19 protein-coding genes are annotated in these 21892 nt (G+C 47.2%); 12 read left to right on the top strand and 7 right to left on the bottom strand.

Annotated elements, in window-relative coordinates; all coding sequences use genetic code 11:
- The first annotated feature begins 11 nt into the window (after nt 1-11).
- Genes VNQ80_RS18995 through VNQ80_RS19020 form a run of 6 tightly spaced genes read left to right on the top strand, consistent with a single transcriptional unit; the run spans nt 12 to nt 7193 of the window.
- A complete protein-coding gene (locus VNQ80_RS18995) occupies nt 12-1727 on the top strand; it encodes a RagB/SusD family nutrient uptake outer membrane protein (protein ID WP_325641658.1) in 1716 nt (571 codons plus the stop codon).
- Between the two features lie 41 nt (nt 1728-1768).
- Nucleotides 1769-2977, top strand: a complete 1209-nt coding sequence (locus VNQ80_RS19000; protein WP_325641659.1) for a BT_3987 domain-containing protein — start codon at nt 1769-1771, stop codon at nt 2975-2977.
- Between the two features lie 33 nt (nt 2978-3010).
- A complete protein-coding gene (locus tag VNQ80_RS19005; RefSeq protein ID WP_325641660.1) occupies nt 3011-4789 on the top strand; it encodes a DUF4091 domain-containing protein in 1779 nt (592 codons plus the stop codon).
- A gap of 13 nt (nt 4790-4802) precedes the next feature.
- Nucleotides 4803-6071 carry a hypothetical protein gene (locus tag VNQ80_RS19010; protein WP_325641661.1) on the top strand — a complete coding sequence of 423 codons (1269 nt, stop codon included), beginning with the start codon at nt 4803-4805 and terminating at the stop codon, nt 6069-6071.
- Between the two features lie 20 nt (nt 6072-6091).
- Nucleotides 6092-6772, top strand: coding sequence for a hypothetical protein (locus VNQ80_RS19015; RefSeq protein WP_325641662.1), 681 nt, complete (start codon nt 6092-6094; stop codon nt 6770-6772).
- Nucleotides 6773-6803: 31 nt separating this feature from the next.
- On the top strand, nt 6804-7193 hold the full coding sequence (locus VNQ80_RS19020; RefSeq protein WP_325641664.1) for a Rid family detoxifying hydrolase: 390 nt from the start codon (nt 6804-6806) through the stop codon (nt 7191-7193).
- 36 nt (nt 7194-7229) lie between these two features.
- On the opposite strand, the gene VNQ80_RS19025 is transcribed toward VNQ80_RS19020, so the two are convergent.
- A complete protein-coding gene (locus VNQ80_RS19025) occupies nt 7230-8093 on the bottom strand; it encodes an AraC family transcriptional regulator (protein WP_325641666.1) in 864 nt (287 codons plus the stop codon).
- A 154-nt stretch (nt 8094-8247) separates the two neighbouring features.
- On the opposite strand from VNQ80_RS19025, the gene VNQ80_RS19030 reads away from it, so the two are divergent.
- From VNQ80_RS19030 to VNQ80_RS19050, 5 genes are all read left to right on the top strand, one after another.
- Complete coding sequence (locus VNQ80_RS19030) at nt 8248-9063, top strand: phytanoyl-CoA dioxygenase family protein (RefSeq protein WP_325641668.1); 816 nt, start codon at nt 8248-8250, stop codon at nt 9061-9063.
- Between the two features lie 4 nt (nt 9064-9067).
- A complete protein-coding gene (locus tag VNQ80_RS19035) occupies nt 9068-9922 on the top strand; it encodes a sugar phosphate isomerase/epimerase (RefSeq protein ID WP_325641670.1) in 855 nt (284 codons plus the stop codon).
- The gene (locus VNQ80_RS19040) at nt 9919-12414 is read left to right on the top strand and encodes a hypothetical protein (protein ID WP_325641672.1); all 2496 of its coding nucleotides are present in this window, start codon (nt 9919-9921) and stop codon (nt 12412-12414) included. The genes VNQ80_RS19035 and VNQ80_RS19040 overlap by 4 nt, the downstream gene beginning before the upstream one ends.
- A gap of 141 nt (nt 12415-12555) precedes the next feature.
- The gene (locus VNQ80_RS19045) at nt 12556-14928 is read left to right on the top strand and encodes an alpha-L-rhamnosidase C-terminal domain-containing protein (RefSeq protein WP_325641674.1); all 2373 of its coding nucleotides are present in this window, start codon (nt 12556-12558) and stop codon (nt 14926-14928) included.
- 71 nt (nt 14929-14999) lie between these two features.
- Complete coding sequence (locus VNQ80_RS19050) at nt 15000-16565, top strand: FAD-dependent oxidoreductase (protein ID WP_325641676.1); 1566 nt, start codon at nt 15000-15002, stop codon at nt 16563-16565.
- 54 nt (nt 16566-16619) lie between these two features.
- Here VNQ80_RS19050 and VNQ80_RS19055 read toward each other — a convergent pair whose 3' ends face one another.
- Complete coding sequence (locus VNQ80_RS19055) at nt 16620-17006, bottom strand: response regulator (RefSeq protein ID WP_325641678.1); 387 nt, start codon at nt 17004-17006, stop codon at nt 16620-16622.
- Between the two features lie 312 nt (nt 17007-17318).
- A complete protein-coding gene (locus VNQ80_RS19060) occupies nt 17319-17513 on the bottom strand; it encodes a KTSC domain-containing protein (RefSeq protein WP_325641680.1) in 195 nt (64 codons plus the stop codon).
- A gap of 132 nt (nt 17514-17645) precedes the next feature.
- Here VNQ80_RS19060 and VNQ80_RS19065 point away from each other — a divergent pair, with 132 nt between their 5' ends.
- Nucleotides 17646-18158, top strand: coding sequence for a ferritin-like domain-containing protein (locus VNQ80_RS19065; protein ID WP_325641682.1), 513 nt, complete (start codon nt 17646-17648; stop codon nt 18156-18158).
- 121 nt (nt 18159-18279) lie between these two features.
- On the opposite strand, the gene VNQ80_RS19070 is transcribed toward VNQ80_RS19065, so the two are convergent.
- The 4 genes from VNQ80_RS19070 to VNQ80_RS19085 form a co-directional block, all read right to left on the bottom strand.
- A complete protein-coding gene (locus VNQ80_RS19070; RefSeq protein ID WP_325641684.1) occupies nt 18280-18798 on the bottom strand; it encodes an RNA polymerase sigma factor in 519 nt (172 codons plus the stop codon).
- Between the two features lie 438 nt (nt 18799-19236).
- Nucleotides 19237-20181 carry a YihY/virulence factor BrkB family protein gene (locus VNQ80_RS19075; protein ID WP_325641686.1) on the bottom strand — a complete coding sequence of 315 codons (945 nt, stop codon included), beginning with the start codon at nt 20179-20181 and terminating at the stop codon, nt 19237-19239.
- Between the two features lie 47 nt (nt 20182-20228).
- Nucleotides 20229-20405, bottom strand: coding sequence for a hypothetical protein (locus tag VNQ80_RS19080; protein WP_325641688.1), 177 nt, complete (start codon nt 20403-20405; stop codon nt 20229-20231).
- A 136-nt stretch (nt 20406-20541) separates the two neighbouring features.
- Nucleotides 20542-21825: a M23 family metallopeptidase gene (locus tag VNQ80_RS19085; RefSeq protein WP_325641690.1), complete on the bottom strand. Its 1284-nt coding sequence runs from the start codon at nt 21823-21825 to the stop codon at nt 20542-20544.
- Nucleotides 21826-21892: the final 67 nt, after the last annotated feature.

The following is a 21892-nucleotide window of genomic DNA, read 5'->3' on the forward strand; positions in this document are numbered from 1 at the left end:
ACCGTTTCATTATGAAGAAGATATTTTTTGTCGGGTTTATGTTATCGTTAGCGTACGGTTGTAAAAACGATCCGCTGGATATTACGCCAGATGGTCGGATGACGCTGGATGATATATTCGGCCAAGAGATTCGGACGGAAGCGTACCTAAACACGGTGTACAGCTCTATTCCGACGTATTACGCGAGTTATCACTTCTTAGCTTTTCTAGCGGGAATCACCGATGAGGCACATGATAGTGATGTGGGCAATGAGTCTAGCGGTATGGCCAATCAATGGTTGAGCGGTGCATTGACGCCGAGCAGTGATCCTACGGGAGGTGGCTATTCGGCTTTTTGGGCGGGGATTTACCATGCTAATGTGTTTCTGGCCAATATTGATGAGGCGAATGTGCCAACCGGAAATAACAGAGAGCGCTTTAAGGCAGAAGCGCGGTTGTTGCGGGCGTTTTACTATTTAGAAATGGCAAAAAAATACGGCCCTATGCCTTTGGTGGATAAGCCCTTTGAAAGCGATTTTGATTATACGTCGCTGACCAGACCTACATTTCAAGAGGTGACCGATTTTATCGTGGCCGACTGTGATGCAGCGATTGGGGGCAACGCCTTGCCCATGCGGATTACGTCGGCTGGCGAGCGGGGGCGTTTTACGAAAGGTGTTGCGTACGCTATAAAATCGCAAATCTTACTTTACAACGCAAGCCCACTCTGGAACCCATCAAACGACGCAGCAAAATGGGAAGCCGCCGCCGAGGCAGGAAGAAATGCGCTCTCGGTTCTGACCGCGGGAGAGGAATATCGCCTGGCAGCAAACTATGGGGATTATTTTTTGAATGTGGCCGATATATCGGAAGCGCCCAATGACCGCGAAACGATCTATGAGAGACCGGGAAGTTTTGCTGGAAACATAAATAGTATCCCAAGCAAAACCGGAATGATGAAAGCCGGTTCCTGTCCATCGCAGGAGCTGGTAGACAGTTATGATATGCAGGCTACGGGAGAACCTGCTATTTTAGGCTACCATGACGAGGACCATCTGGAGCCGATAGTTAACTCGGGATCGGGATACGACCCCTCAAGGCCATTCGAAGGAAGAGACCCCAGGTTTTACGCTACCGTTTGGTATAATGGTGCTCAATACAATATGGGGAGCGGTGTATTCCATACGATTCAGACCTTTGCCGGAGGCCAAGACCAAGTTTTGAAGTCGCCACCGAGTAGAAGGAATACCCATACGGGCTATTATCTCCGAAAATTTATTAATCCGACTATTCCCGATAACGTGGGGCAAAACTCCACGAATTGGAAGAAATTCAGGTTGGCCGAGCTTTATCTTAATTTTGCAGAAGCAGAAAATGAGGCCAGTGGCCCCAACAGCGATGTTTATGCTGCTGTGAATGCAATTCGAAACCGAGCCAATATGCCGGGTCTTCCAGCCGGTTTAACGCAGGAGGAGATGCGCCAGCGGATCCGTAATGAACGTAGGGTTGAGTTTGCCTTTGAAGAACACCGCTTTTGGGACGTGAGAAGATGGAAGATACTGGATCAGACCGATCGCGTGGTGACGGGCATGGAACCGATAGTAGCGGGTGGCGACACATTCAACTACGAAAGGTTTGTGGTGAGAACCACAAATGTTTGGCAAAACAAATATCTTATGTTCCCTATACCCATTCAGGATGCGTCCATTATTCCCGATTTTGGTGTTAACCAGAATCCGGGTTGGTAAAATAGGTATTCGATTTATGCGAATTGACTAAAATGGTAACAATGAAAAAAATATTCACCATATTGACCGTCATCCTTGTGGCGCTGTCGTGCAGCAAGAATGCAATTGACGTAGAGGATTTAAGTCGTTTCAAAACCCTATACATCATTCAGGCAGGGGAAGGATACCCTAGCCACACACTCAATATTACGGACTCCATTCAATCCATTGCAATAAGTGCGGGACTGGGAGGGAAAGACCGAACGGATAAAGATATCCACATTACGATGCAAGCGCAGCCTGAGTTGGTTGCGCAATATAATGAGGAAAACCGAACAGATTATCGGATTATGCCTTCAGGCAGCTATGAGATATCGGATAATCGGGTGACCATAGAAAAAGGAAAACCGTATTCAACGCCGCTAACGATTGCATTCAAAACAATGGATTACATCGAGCCAGGTGCATCGTACTTATTACCGGTTAGTATTGCGGAGGCAGATGTCGATATTCCAATAAATGCTGGATTGAAGACGGCGTACATCCACATTAGGGGTACCTATCCATTGGGGGAAGAACCGCCCACGAAGGTTTGGGATTTTGGGAGTAGATCATTCAAGTATCTTTTCACCATTCAAGGAACTTTGGCGGGAACGGAAATGGACGTCCTGGAAGTTTATGAATACGACAATTCAGCAGGTGTGTTTAAGAACAATCCCGTACCCGGACTTCCCACCGGAGGGTTTGGTGTTTTTGATGTGGTAATCGCTCACCCTACTGGGCTCATCGCGAGGGATGTTAATGGTGTATACAGCGGCGTGCCCGGCGCTATATTTGAGTATCCGCTCAATGTGGAAGCCAGAACATTGAGCGGATTGGGTGTAACGGGCAATGGATTTAACGATTACGATCACTTGACCTTTTCGGCCAAACAGAATGCGATATACGGCAGAAAAACGAACGGTGAACTGGAGGTCATCAGAAAAGTGGACGCCACATGGAGCAGCAAAACCGTTGTGGGCTCGGGCTATGATAGCTATGCAATTATTGAAGCATATCAGGATGGCCTTTTGGCCGTGGAGCCTGGCGGTAACCTTTGGTACATCGATATTGCAGAAGATGGGCAGCTGGACGAGCCTCGACAAGTGGGCAGCGGCTGGAATAAATACAATAGGTTGATGGACTATGGGGGCAAGCTGTTGGCGGTGGATTTTTCAGGTGCGGTATGGCAGTATAATTTTGATTTGAGAGGAACTTGGAATATACAATAGATGCTTGGTGACAAAATGAATAAAAATAAACAGATGAAAGTAAACAGAAGAACAGCAATTAAAAGTGGGTTGGCAGCCGGTGTGCTGGGGCTTTCGGGTCTTTCAACGCGGGCTGTAGAAGGATCAAAGCTTACCGTAACGGGCGGTTATAATGAGTATATCGAAAAGAACCAGCTCAAGTTTTGGTTGGAGACATCGATGAAGCGTGTATATCCCAACTCACTGCCGGAAGGCAGGAAGAAACTCCGTTTTATAGCAGCAAAGAATGAACAGCTGTCATTCCAGGTTTGTTTTCGCAACCTTAGCACGGATTCGGCCCAGGTCAGTTGTGAAATTTCGGGTGCAGACGCGTTTGATGTGCAGGTACGGAGAGTTGGCTTCGTGCCTATGCAACATCTGAATACCTTTGTCCCCAAAGAGGAAATAGAGGGGATAGGTTTTATTCCGGGTTTGTGTCCGGACCCATTATATCCCGAAACCAGTGTGCAGGTGGGGCCCGAATCCAATGGTGTCTTTTGGATAACGGTAAAAGTGCCTAGCGATATACCCACAGGTACACATCGATTGACGGCGAAGGTTAATTTGTTGAACCGCTATGGCTACGTGGGTTTAACTAACCCCGAACCATTTTCGGTGGAACTACCGATCGAATTAGATATTCGTTCGTTGGTGCTGCAGCCGAGAAAGGATTTTCCCGTTACCCATTGGATATCTGCAGACTCGATTTGGGAGTGGTACAAAATCAAACCCTGTGGAGAGCGTTTCTGGGAATTGGCCGAAGCATACATCGCCAATATCGTTGCGCATAACGTAGATGTGGTTTACACACCAATTTTTAATGCGAGACACGAGATTCTGCGTACCCCTGCTCAATTGTTGAAAATAAAGAAAACCGGTGAGGACAAATATGAGTTCGATTTTAGCGATGTTCGGAAATGGGTAAGGCTCGCAGTCAAGTATGGTGCAAATCATGTGGAATGGACGCACTTTTTCACGCCCGCCCCGACAAGTGGGCGCCATCCACAGCGTATTTTTGAACGAGACGACGAAAAAATTGGCGATATGCTATGGGCCCCGGAAATCAGTGCGACTTCCGACACGTACAGGAAATTCTTGGAGCAGTTTTTACCGCAGTTCAAACAATTTTTGATCGACGAGAATGTATTTGAAATGTCGCTATTCCATTGTGCGGATGAACCGGACGGGGAGACCCAGATTGCCGATTATCGGAAAGCTAGGGGACTTCTAAAGGAATTGGCCCCGTGGATGGAAGTTATGGATGCGATGAGCGATCCTCATTTCGCTACGGAGCGATTGTCTGATATGCCGGTGCCAAGCATCACGACTGCGCCTGCTTTTAAAGCTGCCGGATGTCCGGCTTGGGTATATTATTGTTGTGGCCCGCGTGATAGGTATGTGCAACGACTGCTTGATACGCCACTATATAAAATTAGGATGACTGGTCTTCTATTTTATAAATTGGATGCTAAAGGTTTCTTGCATTGGGGCCATAATTATTGGTTTATTTTCTGTACACCTGACATTGGTGACCCGTTTACCCAAGCGGACGTAACCGCTTGGCCGGGTATGCCGTATGGCGACGCGTTTGTCGTTTATCCAGGGCCGGACGGGCCCCTAGACTCCATTCGATATGAAGTTTATGCAGAAAGCTTACAAGATTTCGCGCTATTGCAGTCTGCCGGTATTGATCAAAATGACCCGATGTTTGATGAGATCAAGGATTATGCAGATTTTCCAAAATCAGAAGAATGGTTTAATCGGATCAGAACGAAAATTCTAGAACGCTATTAACGGTTTTCCACTTATGAAAAATGTAAAAAAGGGGGGGCAATTCTCTTTGTCATTGATATCGCTAGTGATCGGCAACTTGTTTTTCTGTGCCTGTCAGCAAGAGCCCAAGAGTGAGAAAAATGTCGATGATGTATTCTTTCCGATAATGGCGTGGGATGACGTACGTAATGAAGAAACCATCCAAAAAATGGCGGAGGCAGGTATCAACATGATCGCATTTACGCCGCCAGAACTGTTAGATGCGTGTGAACAGCATGGTGTTAAAGCCATTGTGTTTGATGCCCGCGTCACCCCGAAATGGGACGAACAGTTTGATGCAGAAAAAGGCAACGCCGCCCTGAAAGACCTCATCACAAAATACAACGACCACCCCGCAGTATATGGCTATCATTTGAAAGACGAACCGGATGGGAACCAACTTTATGAACTGGGTAAGTCCGCGAGATTGGTCAATGAATTGGCACCCGGTAAATGGGCCTATATCAACTTGCCCCCCGGTATGGGAGATTGGTATGACAAGGAATACTTACAGCTCTTCGTAGACCAGTGCGAGCCTAAATTTATTTCTTATGATAATTATGCGATTGGGGAGAGTGATCCATACGGATTTTCATGGGGATATTGGGCTAACATATGGGATATACGGTCGGCCTCATTGAGAAATAATGTCCCGTTCCACACCATTTTGCTTACAGGTGCCCACTTTAGTTACCGTATTCCCTCTTACGATGATTTGTCATTACAGATTTTCGGCGCATTGGCTTACGGGGCCCACGGCTTGGCATACTATAAGTTCGTGGGCGAAACACTCTCGGTATTGGGGGCTCCGGAGTTGGGTAATTGGCGCTTTGCTCCATTGGATGAATTTGGCGATATTACGCCTAGTTACTACAACGTGAAAAATCTTAACAAGCGGGTTCAAGCGTGGGCACCGACGCTGCTGAAATTGCGAAGTGACGACGTTTACCATGTGGGCGGAGATATTCCCGACCGTAACCACGGCGTCACTGATACGAGTTTGATACAGGGATTTGAAACCGGTCATTCATTTATTGTTGGAGAATTTACACATACGGAAGATGGCTCAAAGTGGATCATGGTCGTAAATAAGGACTTAAAAGGGTCAACCTTCCTTCGTCCAACGTTTTCAGAATCGGTTGATCCTGATGCAATCCAGCTACTTTCTCACGCCACCGGAGAATTGATTGAATGGCCAGGCATTTGGTACAGTTTAGCGCCCGGCCAGGGCGCGTTGCTCAAGGTGGCGCTAAAGCCCCATTAACTAATGTCTACATGTGACGAGTGATGATCGAACCCATTAAATTAAATGATGTATATCCTTGGGGGCATAATCTAGCCGAATACAAGGCAATTTTCAATTTAGACGATATGGATCTTCGCAGGCCACTTGTAGGTTTTGCCGACGGTACGTCCAGTGTGAATAGCGAATTGACCCAATTGGGACGTAAAATGGTATCTGTCGACCCCATTTATCAGTTTACAAAGCAAGATATCGATCGGCGGTTAAATGACGTGATGGCGCAATCGGAGCAATATTGGAGAGGATTACCCGAGGACCACCGGCAACAAGCGATCGCTATTGCCGGTTCCCGGGTGAAAGCAACCAAAACATTTCTTGTTGATTTCGAGTTGGGGAAGCAGCAAGGGCGGTATCTACCAACGGCACTTCCCGGACCGTTCGCATTCCCGGATAATACGTTCAGTATTGGGTTATGTGCTCATTTTTTGTTATTATACGATTATTATGGACTGGCATTCCACATTCAGGCGATAACGGAAATGTTGCGGATCTGCAATGAGATAAGGATTTACCCCACGTTAAATCTGCATGGGCAGAAGTCGTTTGTACTTGATGATGTGGTCAACCATTTCTCGTCTAATTACCGAGTGCATTTGGAAACCGTTGAATATGGATTCCAAGGCATGGGAGAAGAAATGTTGCGGATTGGAGGTGGTGATTGATTTGATAATTATTGAGATTTAATGTGTTTTTATGACGAAGATTAAGATTGATAACCCGAAACGGGATAAGAACTTTGTAACCGGCGTTTTTTCAGACGGTATCGTGGCGGGTGGCTTTTTATTTGTTAGTGGCCAAGCATCGGTTGATTTTGCGACATCTAGATTTGTACTTGGAACCATCGAGGAGGAGACGCATCGTACACTTCAGAATATCCGATCCATAGTGGAAGCCGCCGGGGCTACCATGAATGATGTGGTGAAATGCACGGTGCATTTGAGCGATATCGATGATTTCGATCGCTACAACGCGGTATATACGCAATATTTCCCCGACGTTAAACCTGCGAGAACAACGGTTCAATCCGTATTAGGTAAGGGGATTAAAGTCGAAATTGACTGTATTGCCGAGGTGCCTGGCTAACCCCGAGCGCCATCCCGCGAAGTTTGTACGTGTGATTTACCTGAAATGCTTTGGCGACAACCCGAACTTTGCCTTAAACATGCGGGAAAAATAATACGGCGAGTCAAATCCGGTATGGTAACCGATTTCTTTGATCGAAAGGCTGGTGTTCCGTAGCAACTCCTCAGCTTTGTCAAGACGGAGATCGAGATGGTACTGGTTGGGCGATTTGCCGGTATGCCGTTTAAATGTCTTCCGAAACTTCGAATAACTGATGGGAAACCTCCCGGCTAACGCTTCGATATCTACATGGCCATGAAGCTGCTGCTGCAGGAGGAAGGTAGCTTGGGATACCCATACCGACTCTGGGTCGTCTTCGATTTTTTCGGTTAACTTCACTTTGTTCAACAGCCCCAATACCTGCATGGTAATCCCCGCTACGAGTTGTGGGTAGCCGACTTGTGCCTCGGATACCGCGCCTAGTATTTCCGTAAATAAGGCAAGGAGTTGTTTGTTTAATCCCGTTTTGACAACTGGATTTTGTGGCTCAAAAAACTTATCCATGAGTTGTTGCGGATAACTCCCGTTGAATCCGATCCAATACTCCTCCCACCCTACATGGACGCTCGGCCCATACCGATGCCAAACACCGGGAAATAGGATGAAGCATGAACCTGCTTCAACTTCCTGAGCCGCTGTTTCCGCCGATTCAAATATACCGCTGCCACTGGTGATGAACACAATGTAATACCCATCCAGAATGCGGCCCTTGTTCCACGAGAAACCATGGTCTTCCGGATGTTGTCGGGTGTCTGGATAATGCATGTTTTTGTCCGTCTTGCAATACCCTACTGTCGTGATGTAAAATCCCCATTCTCGCTCTAATTTGCTGATGTGTAAATATTTGTGATAATTTTCCACGTTGATTTATTTTCAATTGGCTCAATCAAACATAGCAATAAATGTCAAAAAGTGCAAAATCTCTTCCGGTTTGGTCATTTTTTAACAAGCAGTCAGGACCTACATTTGTAAAACCAGTTTACCAATAGTTAGATACCAATAGTTAGATACCAATATGAATAATGTGCTAAACAAAACCCAGCTAGATTTTTACGACGAGAATGGGTTCCTAATCATCGAAGACTTTCTTTCTCCAGAAGAGTTGGAGCAATGGCGACAAGCCGTAACGTCGGCCGTCCATCAACGTAACGGGTTGAAAATTCCCGGCAAATCAGTCCACATCGGCGAAGATGACGGAATCAACGAAGACGCTACCTATTTCAACAATGTATTTGATCAATTACTGAATCTTTGGCAAACCAGCGAGGAGGTCAAACAGCTAATGCTGGATGAACGGATCGGTAAAATGGCGGCTGAGTTGGCTGGCGTTGATGGCATCCGTATCTGGCATGACCAAGCGCTTATCAAACGCCCATGGGCCAATCCAACCTCATGGCACCTCGATACGCCCTTTTGGTCTTTTTCAGACCGACGTGCATTATCAATCTGGGTGGCGCTTGATGATGTGACCTTAGAAAACGGTTGCTTGTTCTTTATCCCCGGATCGCATAAACGGACGTCTTTCGAAAATGCGGGTATCGGCAAAAACATGGGTGGCATATTTGACGTGTATCCCGAGTTTAAACAAAGCCAGCCAAAGGCGGCGGTGATTAAAGCGGGTAGTTGTTCGTTCCACAACGGACTGACTATCCATGGGGCCCACGCAAACATGACCCCTGGATTCCGCAGGGCAATGACATGTGCGTATATGCCCGATGGCAACACCTACAACGGCACCCCGAATATTCTGCCCGACGAGTACGTCAGCACATTGAAAGTTGGCGATTTGCTGAATAATGAGGAGCAGAATCCGTTGATCTATAAAAGCTGAAGCCATGCGTATCGACTTTTATTGCCCGCGCTGGGGTTCGGAGCATATCCGCTGGCCAGTATTCGCTCAACGTGTCAAAACAGACGGTTTTGCAGGGGTAGAAGTATTTCCTTTGGGCGATATGGACAGGAATGAAGACATGGTCGATACACTCACCGACATGGGGCTTTCGTACATCTTGCTTCATGCGGAATTGGAAGAAGGTCCTAATTTTAGTCGTTATTTGGATGCCCTGGAACGCAACTTGTACGCCTTGCTATCTTATCAGCATGCCACAGCAAAGCCCCGGTTTATTGTTTCGCAAACCGGTCGCGAGTATTATACCCGGGCTCAAATGGAGGCGTGCTTCGCCCTTTGCGACCGGATTTCTCAGGAGTCATCCATCCCGATCATCCAAGAGACCCACCGCAATAAATGGTCTTACGCAGCACATGTCGTTAAAGATTATTTGAAGGCGTTTCCGCGATTGGAACTCGCGCTGGATTTATCCCATTGGGTGTGTGTGTCAGAAAGTTATCTCGAAGATCAGCAAGAAGCGGTCGACTTGGCGATACGGCATACTAAACATATCCATGCGCGGGTTGGGCATCCGCAGGGGCCGCAGGTCACGGACCCGCGTACGCCTGAAAATCAGGAAGCCTTAAATCATCACCTAGCGTGGTGGGATCGGTGGATTGATCAGTTAAAACAGTTGGATTATCCCTGCGCAACCATAACGCCTGAATTTGGCCCTTATCCATATATGGCGTATATTCCCCAGACTACGCAGCCGGTTGCTGATCAATACGAACTCAACTGCTGGATGAAACAATTGCTAACGGAGCGATATGTAGTAAAAATGAACGAATCGTTACCATGATAAAACGGTACCATTTATTTAAAACCGCATGCTGCTTTTCGCTGACGGTTTCGTTAGCGTTTATCGCTTGTGGTGCCAGCGGTCAGGTTTATCATGATTCCAAAACGAAGACCATCCGTATCACAACGCCAGATAAACGGCTCGCATTGCACATTGACTATTCGTCGGGTGGTAAGGTGACCAAACTCATGGTCAACAACAAAAACACGTTGGCCCCAACGGGTGTTTTTACTGCCGTGAGAACGGCCGATGCACATTGGACCTCATGGGGTCAGGACCAGCCGATCAAGGTTTCCTCAACAGCCGATGGAGTAATGCTACGCGGAATAGTCCTTGGCCACATTACCGAATCATGGCAGTTCCAACTTGAGGGAAACAAAGTGCTGTGGACCATCAGTCGCACGTACCCGGAAGACTTGGCGATGGAAGATATGGCAATGCCTAGCTGGCATTTCAGCGACCTCGAGACTTGGAAGGGGGGAATTCTGGACAACGGCGGAATGGTATGGTGTAAATACCTGTCGTCTCCCAACGATACATATGGCGTACATACGGGTGGCGTGACCTTCTGGAATGAAGACGAGGAAGATGGCCTGCAAATCGCAGCGCACGTAAATGACGGCCAGTTTGTTGCAGCTGCGTATTCCCACCATGAACAAGGTGCCTTCGCCTGCACGCATTTGATTACCGATACCGAGTTGGATCAGCGTTACAACCTAAGTCGTTTCGTTCACCGAAAGGCGGACGTGTTTGCTCCGTTTGAAATAAAGCAGGGTAACGTGAAGGTAACCTATGAGCTTGGCTACGTCAATTACCTTGAAGCTTACGGGCGGGGTACATTGCCCGGCATTGATGTAGCGTCTGTTCGTGAATTGCTGAATACGACAGGTAGGTATGGCGTGGTAGACAACCGTATCGTTGGTGCCAACGGCTGGATTACCAATTGGAAATGTCTGCATGAACCGTTTTTTGCACAAATCGGGTTGGCCTTGAACGATAGAAATTATACCGATAACCTATCCGCTACGCTCGACCAGGAGCGCGATTTGGCCATGCGTGAAGATGGACGTGTATTGTCGCGTTGGCATGATGTACCTGGAGATGAGATTCCGCGAACGTATAACGAAGAAACGGGCTACTACGAAGCCCAGTGGGGGTATACCGTGGATTCCCAAACCGGCTACGTGATTAATACCGCCGAACAATTCCAGCAGACAGGCGATATTGCTTGGTTGCATTCGCATAAAGAATCGTGCGAAAGTGCCCTCGATTGGCTAATTCGCCGTGACGTCAATGGAAACGGAATTTTTGAAATGGTCAATAATAATATTGCTGAGCAGAAAGCAAGTGATTGGATTGACATCGTATGGGCAGGTTTTGAGAATGCGTTTGTAAATGCGCAACTATATGAGGCGCTTAACCTATGGGCAACATGTGAAACGGTGTTGGGAGACACTGAAAAGGCAGCTCATTATACCCGCATTGCCGAGCGGCTGAAGGAAGCTTTCAATAAGCCAATTGATGCGGGTGGCTTTTGGGCTCCCGAAAAGGAACAATATGTGTACTGGCGAGATGCCGACGGAACTGTGCATGGCGACAACCTCGTTACTCCCGTCAATTTCGCGGCCATTGCTTTCGGGTTATGCGACACGCAGGAACGTATCGCGATCATTCTCGAAAATATCGAACGACGCACTGCCGAAGAACACCTTTTCCACTGGCCCTTATGCTTCGATTCGTTTAAACGCGAGGAAGTGCACGATAACAACTGGCCGTTTCCACGCTATGAAAACGGCGACATATTTCCGACGTGGGGATACCTCGGCATACGGTCGTACGTTAAGTTCGATAAAGACCTTGCCTTGAAATACATTCGCAATATACTCGCACAATATCGAAAGGACGGACTTTCTTCGCAGCGTTACAGCCGGGTGGATCAAAAGGGACTAGGTACAGATATATTAGCGGGTATAGCAACCACGGTGACCGCGCTGTATAGCGATGTTTACGGCATACAGCCGAAATGGAATCGGATGGGTTTGGAACCGAATATGGTGCCGGAACTCAACGGTACCCGGTTTACCTATACGCTCCGCGATACGGTATATGAGCTGTCGCTGAGTGTAAATGACTATCGATTAAGCACGCCAGAATTTTCGGTATGGAGCAATCATGCATTCGGCGTGGGAAGATCAGGGGCCGATGTGGTTTATTATCCAGAGAATAAAGAAGCCATGCGGCTGGTACTGCATGCTGGCCATGGCGACTATAACGACCTTCAGGTAGCCCGGTGGGGCCCCGACCAATACCAATGGTCTGTAACGAGTGATCGGAAGAAAAGGGTTACCGTTTACGGGCTTGTACCTCACATGAAATACGAGGTGACGGTAAACGGGAAACGCCGGAATGCAGTAGCGACGTCCAATGGATCGTTGACGGTAGGAACCAATGAGGCTGGTCTCGTGGAGTTTACATTAGGATTGCGTGGATAACTGTCCGTACTGGCTGGCTAAAGCAAGCTCGTCTGTATCTTGAGTAATTAAACAGGAATTAACTAAAACTGAAAGCAGAAAATCATGGATAAAAAGTGGTTTATCTTTTTTTTAACGCTATTTTTTTTAATATCAACGTCGGTGGCGCAAGAGATAAGCGATAAAACGATTGCTTATCCGTCGCTGACCGCTGTCCCGTCAGGCGAGAAAATACCGCAATCGCCCGATCCGCTTGCTCATTATCGGTGGGACGATCCCAAGGCCACCGACGGCTTGGAAATATACACATTGTCGCCCGTATCTGTTGTGGTGGACGAACCGGCATCCGCGACTATTCATGCCGATTCAAGCCTAACGATTACAGCTCCCTGCAATATCAGGTTTGATTTTGGACAGGTCAATGCGGCGTGGTTCGAATTCGATTCCCCCGGTTTTGAGGGTGAGGTAGAAATGAGTATCAGCGAATTTAATGAGCCTGCTGTTTTCAACGCGGGATCGCAGCACCCAAAAAAGACAGCGACACCGGTAAGGCATGGCCAAACCTTTAGGCTTGAATTAAACAAGGAGCTTTATGAAGGCGTGCGGTTCGGATGGATACACATCCGATCGCTGAACAAACCGATGGAAATTAGGTCGCCTAGATTGGTCTGCCAGATAAAGCCGACGAATTATAACGGTAGTTTCGAAACCAACGATACGTTGCTGACGCGTATATGGTATACAGGCGCATATACCGTAAAACTGAATCTGCTTAAAGATCACTTCGGAGCCATATTGATGGAACGGAGTGATAGGCATTCGTGGACGGGCGATGCCCATGCGTCGCAAGCGGCATCCATGGTAGCCTTTGGTAATTTTGATTTCGTGAAGGAAAATATTCGGTATACGTCCGAACAATACAACGGAATTGCCAGCTATTCCCTGTATTGGATATTGAGCTTAATTGACTATTACAATTACACCGGCGATAATGCGCTAATGGAGGAAATGCTGGAAAACGCGTGTGCGAAACTGAATAGTGCTTACGAACAATATGACACCAATGCGGCGCTTTCGTTCTACGGTTGGGATGAACGGCTTGGCGCAGGATTCGAAACGCCCAACATCCCTGAGACCTATCATGCTTATCACATGCTTTGCATCCGCTCGTGGACGGAATTTGCCGCTAGTATGCGCCAAATGGGAAAGCATGAGATTGCCGAGAAATACCAGCATTATGCCGATGAGAAAATTGCCGCGCTACGTGCTGCTCAAAATTGGTGGCAACCATTTGGGCTTCATGCTTCGGCAGACGCTGTAAATGCGTTGTTCATAAAAGAAAATGAAGGGCGGTTAATTTGGCAAAATGCATTTGCGGATCGGATGCAAAGGCTTTCTTATTCACCTTTTAACCAATATTTCATATTACAGGCCATGTCTCACATGCAACGGCATGGAGAAGCGATTACAACGGTTGATGACTGCTGGGGTGGCCAAATACGGTATGGAGGCACTACTTTCTTTGAAGTTTTTAGGCCTTCGTGGAATGATATCTCAAAGCCGAATGACGCACCAATAAATAACCAGTGCGGATATACGAGCCTCACACACCCTTGGAGCGCAGGAGTAACGAAATGGCTGACTGAGGAAGTCCTCGGTGTAAAGCCATTGTCTCCCGGGTTTGAAACATTTGTCGTTAAGCCATTTCTCTCGTCGCGGATTACGAGGGTAAAAGGCGACGTACCTACGCCCCACGGAAGTATCTCATTTGCTATCGATGCGGAAACGGGATCCATTCGGTTGTATATTCCTGGAGGCACAACCGGAAATTTAGCCATTCCAAAAGCGGGGCGGATAATCAAAAGTATCAGGTTGAACAATGGTAGCAATCTACGGTACGATGCCGAAGACGATCAGTTCGTCTATTATTATAATTTATCACCCGGCAATTACAAAGGTCGTGTCTCCTATACCGGCAAGTGGGAAGACGGTCCGAAGGAAAAGCTCCAATATGCAGAAACAAAGATCGAAGAAGATACGTCAACACGTGGTGATTGGAAAACGAAATATGGGAGTCGGGGGCATCTTTTCTTCAACTACCATGATGCAGCAGTGAATGATAGCATAACGCCCCCTTTTGTTACCGGTATCGAATTAAACAAAGCATTCCATACAAATTGGGCGGTCAATGTGGACGACCCAAGGGCCTTGAAGGTAAATGATAAAGGTAATTTGGGCGCCATTTATACGAATGACCCACATGCGTGCATGCAAACCATGACAATCGACGTGAAGACAGCAGGTGAATTTTCAGCAAATTTATCATTGTATTTCGTAGATTTTGATCATAAAGACAGAAGGTCTGCAATAGAAGTTTTCGACTTACATACCAAAGAATTATTGATGCCTGTGTATATGGTGAGGGATTACGCTGAAGGGAAATATGTGACCTTTCCCATCGATCGCGCGGTACGCATACGTATTAACCAAGTTCGGGGGGTGAATGCCGTCTGTAGCGCGTTGTTTTTTGACTAACGCCGCATACGGGAAGAGCTAATAGCTGAAACAAATTTTGCGCGCCTGTGTTAGCGTTTTAAATCTTAGCGATGACGAATGTTGACAGAAGCGCAGAAAATACCGATCCGCGTTGGGCCAGAGATGGCGCGCTGGCCAGTCCGTGGCAGGAACACACCGGTAGTCATTTTACGAGCGAGAGCGAGAACCGCATCACCGATCAATTGTGGGATGTTGCGGTGGTGGGAGGAGGAATAACAGGATTGACAACGGCCCTCCGCTTGCAAGAGGCTGGGAAGCGTTGCGTGGTTATCGAGGCCCATCATATCGGATTTGGGACCACTGGCGGTACGACCGCACATGTCAATACGATGTTGGACACACCCTATCACACCATCGAAAGCGATTTCGGCGTCGAAAACGCGAGACTGGTGGCAGACGCGGCTCGTGCGGCTAGGGACCTCATTGCCCGCAATGTATCTGCCTACCAAATAGCCTGTGATTTTGAGTATAAAGACGGCGTTTTGTTTGCTCAGACGGAATCGGAAGAGACCGAGCTAAAAAAAATATATGAAGGCTCACTCCGGGCCGGCGTCGAAGTGGCCCCAGTAAGCGAAATACCGGTTCCGTTAGATTTCCGTATGGCCATCAGCTATCGGATGCAGGCACAAATCCATCCCTTGAGATACCTGCGCGCGCTGGCCCAAGCTTTTGAAGCAGCAGGGGGCGCTATATGGCAATATACCCGGGTGTTAGCTAACAAAAGACAACAAGACGTACACCACCTGGAGACGTCTTCGGGAATTGCCCGGGCGAGCAACATCATCTATGCTACCCATATCCCCCCGGGCGTGAATGTATTGCATTTCCGGTGCGCGCCCTACCGTAGTTATGTGCTGGGCATACAACTTGCTGATGAAGCGTACCCGGATGATCTGGCTTACGATATGCAGGAACCCTACCATTATTTCCGGACACATCTGCTGGATGGCAAGCCGTATCTGATCTTGGGCGGAGCTGACCATAAAACAGGCCATGGTGATCCGGTGCAATCATTCCGTGAGCTCGAAGCGTATGCAAATAAGCACTTTGAGGTGGCATCGATTGATTACCGGTGGTCGTCACAATTTTTTGAACCGGCTGATGGGTTACCGTATATCGGCAAACTGCCGGGCGGCGACGAAGGCACCTACGTAGCTACCGGATTCGGGGGGAACGGCATTTTGTTTGGCAGCTTCTCTGCTTTATTACTCGCCGATCTGATCCTTGGTATCGAAAACCCGTGTGAAAACCTGTTTTCTCCATTACGCGTGAAGCCAGTTGCTGCGTTCACGAATTTCGTAAAAGAAAATGCCGACGTGGTATACCGGTTTGTCGCCGATCGGTTAACGATAGAAACGTTGGAAGCGATGGCCGAACTGGCGCCGGATACAGGCGCTGTTGTCAATTATGAAAACCAGCGAATCGCGTTATATAAATCGCCAGAGGGAGCGTTAAGCGCGTTGACCCCGATTTGTACCCATGCCGGATGCATTGTTGCCTGGAATAATGCAGAGAAAAGCTGGGACTGCCCTTGCCACGGCGGTCGTTACGATGTTTCGGGAAAAGTGCTTACCGGCCCACCGAGGAAGGATCTCAAGGGTATTCCACTACATTAGTTACACCACCAATAACGTTCATCCAGTCGTTAATCGTTGGCGATGGACGTCCGCTTAGCTATCAGGATTGGCAGTTGCTTCGGGATTTAAGTAGTGTTGGTTGACGACATCAATGACATCATAAATATCAAAGGGTTTCCGTATGTAGGCATCGGCGCCGCATAGTTCAGCGATTTTGTCAATATTTTGAACGGCAGAGATGAGGATAACAGGTATGTGGGCGGTTCGTTCATCGGCTTTCAGTCCTCGGCACAAGTCGCTTCCCCAACCCCAATTCAGGTTCTCATCCAGCAAAATGAGCCCGATGGCATATTGCTTTAACTTTTTGTCGAGCGATCTGCCGCAGTCGGTGATAACCTGGTAGTCTTCAAATTGCATAAACTCCGCCACCACCTCGAGCATATCACCGTCGTCCTCAACGTATAAAATCTGTTTCTTCATATAAACATGGAGTTTTATCTTTTCAATATGTGTTTTTAGTCTTTCATAGTAATTTGTTTGCAATATAAGATAAACTGCTTATAAAAAACATAAGATTAAACTGCTTATAAAAAGGTAACGGCATTATTATATTGCCAACTTCCCAGGGCCGTTGGCGTAGGTACTACAAAAAGGATTGAAAATTGTTTAGATTTTTTTAAAAAATCGAAGTGGGTATAACCGGTACTTTTACACCGATACATTGGCAGAACAGGCGACCTTTGACTTAACAGCCGAGATTGAAGGAGCTAATCTACCCAATTTGAATGATCGCTAAAGCCGTTTAAACGAAAATTGTCCTGCTATAAAGCGATTGAAATATCGTCCCTTCGATCGGGCTGCCATCAATCCGACATGCACCGACGGCGGCACATGGTAATACGCATAAACCGCCCCCGTTTGGAACGTGATTTTAAGCGTGTTCTCATCGTCATTATAGGCGATATGCTTGATTACAGTCGATGGCATTGCCCGGAATGTTTGATAAGTTAACAACCCATGAGTTAGAATGTTGCAACATCCGAAAGGAACCCGATTCTTTAAACAAAAGGATAACATGGATGTTGTCTATATATGTTAAATTAATAAATGGAGGATTTTATGGCAAGTAAAAATCAAAATGGCAAAATGCCGAACGAACATCTTCACGAGCTATTTGTGGATGAACTACGCGACATTCTGGGCGGAGAGCGGCAGCTTTTGAAAGGGTTGAAAAAGATGGCAAATGCGGCAAAGAGTGAGTCGTTGAAAACTGCATTCGAGACCCACTATTCGGAAACCGAAGAGCACATCAATCGATTGAAACAGGTCATGGAATCGTTAGGGTTGGCTGCACGCGGAAAAAAATGTAAGGCAATGGAAGGACTGCTGGCAGAGGCCGACGAAATCATAGAGAGTTTCGAAGGCGATGAGTCGTTGGATGCCGCGTTGATTGCCGCTGCACAAAAAGTAGAGCACTACGAAATTGCATCTTATGGCTGCTTGGTTACCTACGCGAAGCTCATGGAGCATACCGATGCAAAGGAGATTTTGGGGACCACACTGAATGAGGAGAAGGAAACGGACGCGAAACTTACGGATATTGCGCTATCGGAAGCCAATGTCGCGGCTTGACGTGCATCGGGCGATTGGCTTGATGCAGTGAAAACGTATGACGTAGATCAAAAAGGAAGAGCCCGGTTTTTAGCCGAGCTCTTCCTTTTTATACTGGTTTGTGTTTGTAAGTGGGAATGGATTAATTTCCGCCGCCCGGTGAATAAGATTTTAGTTTTTTCTTCAACTGTTGTCGAGCCACATGTATGCGTGTTTTGACGGTGCCGATGGGAATTTGGAAATAGTCGGCAATCTCATGGTATTTATAACCTTCGTAATACATGGAAAATGGCGAATAGTATTCCTCAGACAACTTAGATAACGCATGCTCGATATCGTCCATAACGAATTTCCCCTCAGCGCCATTGCGTAGCGAACTTTTATACAAATCCGATGACGATATCGTATCGGATTTAAGGATGATGGAGTTGGTTTTTACTTTTCGCCGGTAGTAATTGATAAAGGTGTTTTTGAGTATCGTATAAAGCCAAGCCTGAAGATTGGTGCCCGATTTAAATTTGTTGTAATAGGAAAACGCTTTCAGCATGGTGTCTTGCACAAGATCATGTGCGTTTTCTTCATCGCGTGTGAAATACAGCGCGTAGCTGTTTAACGAATTTACTTCTTGTACGACCTTGGTGTTGAACTCAATCTTATCCATAATCCATCGAATTTATAGTTATTATTATGCTTATGTTACTGCAATTAATCGAGCCGACTTCCGCTACCTTGATCAGGGCAGCATGCTCATTGGCTCGTGATAGGACGGACATCCAACACCGGTCAATCTAGATGATCGATCGCGGATACGGCGTGAATTTAAATTTACAATCCTATCGATAAAGAACTCAAAGAAACAATAATGCAAGTAGCTGTTTTTTTCATAGTTTGGTGTTATTGTGTCTTCTACTGATGGACTGTCTGTTTAGTATTTTACTTCTGTTAGTTGCTTCGTAGTATTGTTAACAGAAAGTAGGGCGATTTTGTTTGAAAAAAAATAAAATAGTTTCAAAAACTCCCCGAATTTTTGTAGCACCCGGACTAATATTAACGTATACTGGGGGGTACATATTACGCGGGCTTCGAAAAACGTAACATGCTAATCCCCTTTTACCGCCGGGGGGAGATGGTCTACATCTTTTTCCGTTTCCCGTTCTTCTACGTGCACCGCAAACTCCGCTGGTACAATTCGCCTACCCCGCGATTCGGTGTAGGCTCTCGTGAACGAGGCACCGACATAGAGAATGGCTGCTGTGTAATATACCCAAAGCAATAGAATGATAATTGAGCCCGCAGCACCATAGGTAGAACCTTGGCCAGTGGTCTGGATATAAAATCCGATAAGCACACGCCCCAGCATGAAGAGCAGGGCGGTAAAAAATGCGCCCGCACGGACGTCTTTCCATTTGATGCGTACGTCGGGAAGAAATTTGAAAATAACACCGAACAGGGCGCTGATGACAATGAAATTAATGACAGCATCAAGTGCAATGGATAAATAAACGGCCAAGTCGGAGAGCAGGCACCTTAAATAGTCCATAAACACCATGAGGAGCCCATTGATGATCAGCGATACAATCAAGAGGAAACCCAGGGATAGTACGAGCGAAGAGGAGAGAAGTCGGTCCGTAATCAATTTAACCCATCCACGCTTGGGTTTTGGCTTGATTTCCCATATCCTATTGATGGAATGCTGCATGTCGGAAAACACCGTTGTAGCGCCGATGAGGAGCGTGCCAATACCGATAATGAATGCGAGCGTATTGTCTTCCTTTACCCGTACGTTTTGTAACATGGTTTCAATCTGCGCGGCAGCATTATTCCCTACCAGCCCGTTGATTTCTTCAAATATTTTGCCTTCGGCGGCCTCCTGACCGAAAAAAATCGCCGCCAATGAAATCGTCAGTACAAGCAATGGTGCTAACGAGAAAATGGTGTAGTACGCCAATGATGCACTGAATTTGAGGCCTCGTACGTCCATGAAAATGGTAAATGTGTTTTTCAGGATGGTCAGCCATCTGCCAACAAAACGTTTTGATTTCATAGTTCCAGTGTTTTTGATTTAACTCACCCTACCTCATTGAATGTTAGTTAACGCTCCCTGAAATATATGGCAAATACGGTCGATGCGGCGACAATGCAACCGGCACTGAGGATAATCAACACAACGCCTACCGTTTCGTGAATATATAGCCACGCGAAGCGGCTAAGCAGGCCTGCTGCCAATACAAGGGCAAAGGCAATCCAAAGTTTATTTTGGTCTTTCATTACCTATGCCAACAGTTAGCTGCCACATTTGTTGATGTTTTTTGAGATGTATTTATGAATGGTTGTACGAATATAACAGCATCGTGCCATTAGGCGCCGATAAGGAACCGAATACCATAGAAAGAACAGGATAGCATCAACGGAGTATCCAACCCCGTAAAGGTCTTTCGATGAGTAAAAACTCAGCGAACTCGGCAATGACCGCGGTACGTTCGCCAATGGGTAGTTCGGTTATACGTGCAGACGAGGTATCGGGTCGTGCATACAATGTGTGCGGTTGGTCCAAACGAATCGGGCGAATACCGGTTAAGGGCTTTAGGTGATCGGTACCTATGAAATATTTACCACTATCCGGAAGCACCACGCGGTATCCGTTGCGGTATGCAGCCTCAACTATGGCTGGTGAATGGCGGGAAACACCCATTCCGAGTTCCGATGCGATGCGTAAGGTGTCGCCGAGCCGCGTGGTATCTACCCTGATCTTGGGGGGTGTCGATTTTTCAGGGCGTACGAAAGGAAGTGGGTCGATAGCTCCTCCGCGACCATAAATACCAAAATGGAGATGAGGAGGTGTCGTACGCGCATTTCCGGTATTGCCCATCAGACCAACGGTATCGCCCGTCTTAACCAGTTGGCCCGTTTTAACCAGTTGGCTGTCTAAATGCGCATAGTATAATGTTACCCCTTGACCTTTTGGTCGTAGCCACACCACTTTCCCGCCCAGCCGATTGTCCCCTACGCGACTCACCACACCATCCGCTGATGCAAGTACCGGCGTAAGTCGTGGCGCAAAGATATCGATCCCTTCGTGCGTCCGGCGACCACCGTCTCGTGCGTCGCCAAACACGCTTCCGATATGCTGCTTGGCGGCAGGTTCCACTGGATTCGCGAGAGACGGCTCTGCGGTGAGCCGTAAACTGAAGGATAGTTCGGCCAGTAACTCTGGCTGTATGCGGAGGAGGTATTGACCATCGCGGCGAACGATCCAGGAAAGTGCGGTACTACCCGTATCTGCTGAAATCAGGTGCTTATGATTGTGAGCAGTATCTTGGGGAACTTCGAAAAGGTCGACGAAAACCTGCGTGAAGATTGAACTTCGTACGGCGACATCAACCTGCAATTGTTCACCTTGGCGGGCATCGAACGAGTAGCCAATCGCGAGCGGCTGTGCAGGGGCGAGGTATGCAGACTCGTGATGGGGGATGGTGATTGCTGTTGGATGGGTGAGGCTCCGCACAGCGGCTTCTTCCCATTGCTTATACAGTACGCTGTGTTGCAATCCGGCATTGCTGAGTTGCGTTAAATAGCGTTGGTGCGGATATTGCCCCTTAAAAAGTGCCCCCGCAAATTGATCGCTGCACGCAGCGAATAAAACCAGGATTGCCAGGAAATATAATAGATAATGAATGCGTTTTCCCATACGCTTAGTTACAAACAGGATAGCTTGTTTGTTTGTTGAGCAACAATTACGACGTCAATCTGTCGTT

Origin of the sequence: Parapedobacter sp., from assembly GCF_035556095.1 — a bacterium.
Classification (GTDB): Bacteria; Bacteroidota; Bacteroidia; order Sphingobacteriales; family Sphingobacteriaceae; genus Parapedobacter.

Bases quoted from the DNA above. Each gene is read 5' to 3' on its own strand.
- VNQ80_RS19065 (WP_325641682.1), top strand. From the start codon at position 17,646: ATGGCAAGTAAAAATCAAAATGGCAAAATGCCGAACGAACATCTTCAC.
- VNQ80_RS19050 (WP_325641676.1), top strand. From the start codon at position 15,000: ATGACGAATGTTGACAGAAGCGCAGAAAATACCGATCCGCGTTGGGCC.
- VNQ80_RS19040 (WP_325641672.1), top strand. From the start codon at position 9,919: ATGATAAAACGGTACCATTTATTTAAAACCGCATGCTGCTTTTCGCTG.
- VNQ80_RS19085 (WP_325641690.1), bottom strand. From the start codon at position 21,825: ATGGGAAAACGCATTCATTATCTATTATATTTCCTGGCAATCCTGGTT.
- VNQ80_RS19020 (WP_325641664.1), top strand. From the start codon at position 6,804: ATGACGAAGATTAAGATTGATAACCCGAAACGGGATAAGAACTTTGTA.
- VNQ80_RS19030 (WP_325641668.1), top strand. From the start codon at position 8,248: ATGAATAATGTGCTAAACAAAACCCAGCTAGATTTTTACGACGAGAAT.
- VNQ80_RS19075 (WP_325641686.1), bottom strand. From the start codon at position 20,181: ATGAAATCAAAACGTTTTGTTGGCAGATGGCTGACCATCCTGAAAAAC.
- VNQ80_RS19000 (WP_325641659.1), top strand. From the start codon at position 1,769: ATGAAAAAAATATTCACCATATTGACCGTCATCCTTGTGGCGCTGTCG.
- VNQ80_RS19055 (WP_325641678.1), bottom strand. From the start codon at position 17,006: ATGAAGAAACAGATTTTATACGTTGAGGACGACGGTGATATGCTCGAG.
- VNQ80_RS19080 (WP_325641688.1), bottom strand. From the start codon at position 20,405: ATGAAAGACCAAAATAAACTTTGGATTGCCTTTGCCCTTGTATTGGCA.
- VNQ80_RS18995 (WP_325641658.1), top strand. From the start codon at position 12: ATGAAGAAGATATTTTTTGTCGGGTTTATGTTATCGTTAGCGTACGGT.
- VNQ80_RS19010 (WP_325641661.1), top strand. From the start codon at position 4,803: ATGAAAAATGTAAAAAAGGGGGGGCAATTCTCTTTGTCATTGATATCG.
- VNQ80_RS19035 (WP_325641670.1), top strand. From the start codon at position 9,068: ATGCGTATCGACTTTTATTGCCCGCGCTGGGGTTCGGAGCATATCCGC.
- VNQ80_RS19070 (WP_325641684.1), bottom strand. From the start codon at position 18,798: ATGGATAAGATTGAGTTCAACACCAAGGTCGTACAAGAAGTAAATTCG.
- VNQ80_RS19005 (WP_325641660.1), top strand. From the start codon at position 3,011: ATGAAAGTAAACAGAAGAACAGCAATTAAAAGTGGGTTGGCAGCCGGT.
- VNQ80_RS19060 (WP_325641680.1), bottom strand. From the start codon at position 17,513: ATGCCATCGACTGTAATCAAGCATATCGCCTATAATGACGATGAGAAC.